The sequence below is a fragment of the Moorena sp. SIO4G3 genome (assembly GCF_010692305.1).
In the GTDB taxonomy this organism is placed as follows: domain Bacteria; phylum Cyanobacteriota; class Cyanobacteriia; order Cyanobacteriales; family Coleofasciculaceae; genus Moorena; species Moorena producens_A.
Genome location: NZ_JAAHIG010000703.1, coordinates 1 through 1,749, shown reverse-complemented (window position 1 = coordinate 1,749; position 1,749 = coordinate 1). Strand labels below are relative to the sequence as shown.

Genomic DNA, 1,749 nt, shown 5'->3' with positions numbered 1-1,749 from the left:
CCAGCCCAGGAGACGAAACCTTAGAATAAAGAAGCCTTAATTAATAATTTTTAACCCTTTTTTGCATAGTCTGTCCCCTGTAAAGGCTTCTTTATTCTTACGGTAACTTCATAGGAAGTTAAATCCGTTTGTCGCTTTAGTTACTTTGGTTTTGCTCTCACTGACGTTCATTCCGCGTTCTGCTAAGAAAGTTTTTACCTTATTCAGGATTTTATCAGCGTCATCTTTTGGTTTTAAGATGAATACCATATCATCGGCATAACGGAGACTGGTGTGTACATCTTCAATGCCGTTTAAGGCCACATTTGCTAATAAAGGACTTATGACTCCCCCTTGTGGGGTTCCCTGTTCTGGAAATTGGACGGATACTCCTGATTTTAGACATCTGAATATTCCCGTTTTGACTTTGGATGGTGCTATAAGCCTTTCCATTATGCAGGAGTGGGAAATACGGTCAAAGCACTTTTCAATATCTAGTTCTATTATCTTTTTAACCATGACCCGTATTTGCTGGCTTTTAGGTGGTTATATAGACGTCTTTGGACATCTTGGGCGCACCTGCCCGTTCTGAATCCGTAGCTATCCTTGCTGAACGTGGCTTCATGAGCTGGTTCTAAGGCTAACTTTACTAGACATTGCCATGCTCTGTCTGCGATGGTTGGTATCTTTAGCATCCTTACTTTTCCATTCTTTTTAGGGATTGGAATTTCACGGAGTCCGCTATGATGCCAGTCGTGCCCATGGTGGTTCAATGCTTCAACCAGTTCCATGCGTTCACGGTAATTGAGGCTTGACAAACCATCAATTCCCGCCGTTTTCTTGCCCTTATTGAGTTGTGTAACCTGTCGGACGGCCAAAAGTTGGGCTGAACGGGATTTTAGTATCAGTTTTTGCAATGACCTAGCTTTCTTAAGGTCTCCTGCTTGAACCGCTTTATATACCCTTTTCTGTAGGCGGAAGAGATTTTGGCGGAGTTTCTTCCACTTTTGGCTCTTCCAGAGGTCACTATATCTGTTAGACATGTGTCTACCTATACTCTCCATTAGTTTGGTATATTCTGGATACCCGTAGCCAGTTGTTCGACTACATCCTACCCGGCAGTGAGGATTAAGTTTTGACATAACTTACCGTAGATTCGACCGGTCTACGGACTCGTTGTTGCTGCCGTTTTTACTTGTTCCGTTCGCTAGATTGTTATGGTGATTTAGGGCAGTCCGGAGATGAAACCTTAGAATAGTGGAGCCTTACACCAAAATTTTTAACCCTTTTACCCATAGCCGACTAACTATAAAGGCTCCACTATTCTTGCGGTAACTTCGTTCCCAATTTGCCTATTCCCTCATCGGAGATTACAACTATCAAAGAGAAAATGTTGTGATGATAGCGGGAATCCAGCCTTTTTGGTTCTATCAGATTACGGCTGCCTACTTAGACACTTTTTCAGGACTTTTGCTACTGTTACCCATGTCACCTCCCCGTTAACACCAGTGTCAAGCATCTGAGACTTGTCTGATTGCGTCCTGTTGCCAGCTTCACTCTGCTAGGATGTCGCCTGCTCGGTGTGGCCAAGGTAGGGAGTCACTTCACTCCTGAAGGGGCGGGTTTTCACCGCCATCTTACGAGTTAGAGTCGATGTCCCCTATTAAGGGGAGCACCTCTCCTTCAGAACCGTGCATGAAGCTTTCACCTCACACGGCTCCTAGATATTCTGGTCTTTCGACCTGCTCCAATGTATCTGTTGGTGGCAGC

2 protein-coding genes are annotated in these 1,749 nt (G+C 44.4%); both read right to left on the bottom strand.

The features are described from left to right. Nucleotides 1-108 precede the first annotated feature (108 nt). On the bottom strand, nucleotides 109-498 hold the full coding sequence (locus tag F6J99_RS46115; protein WP_365975517.1) for a reverse transcriptase domain-containing protein: 390 nt from the start codon (nucleotides 496-498) through the stop codon (nucleotides 109-111). Beyond that, nucleotides 483-1,022: a reverse transcriptase N-terminal domain-containing protein gene (locus tag F6J99_RS46110; RefSeq protein WP_365975515.1), complete on the bottom strand. Its 540-nt coding sequence runs from the start codon at nucleotides 1,020-1,022 to the stop codon at nucleotides 483-485. The genes F6J99_RS46115 and F6J99_RS46110 overlap by 16 nt, the downstream gene beginning before the upstream one ends. Between the last annotated feature and the right edge of the window lie 727 nt (nucleotides 1,023-1,749).

Bases quoted from the DNA above. Each gene is read 5' to 3' on its own strand.
- F6J99_RS46115 (WP_365975517.1), bottom strand. From the start codon at position 498: ATGGTTAAAAAGATAATAGAACTAGATATTGAAAAGTGCTTTGACCGT.
- F6J99_RS46110 (WP_365975515.1), bottom strand. From the start codon at position 1,022: ATGTCTAACAGATATAGTGACCTCTGGAAGAGCCAAAAGTGGAAGAAA.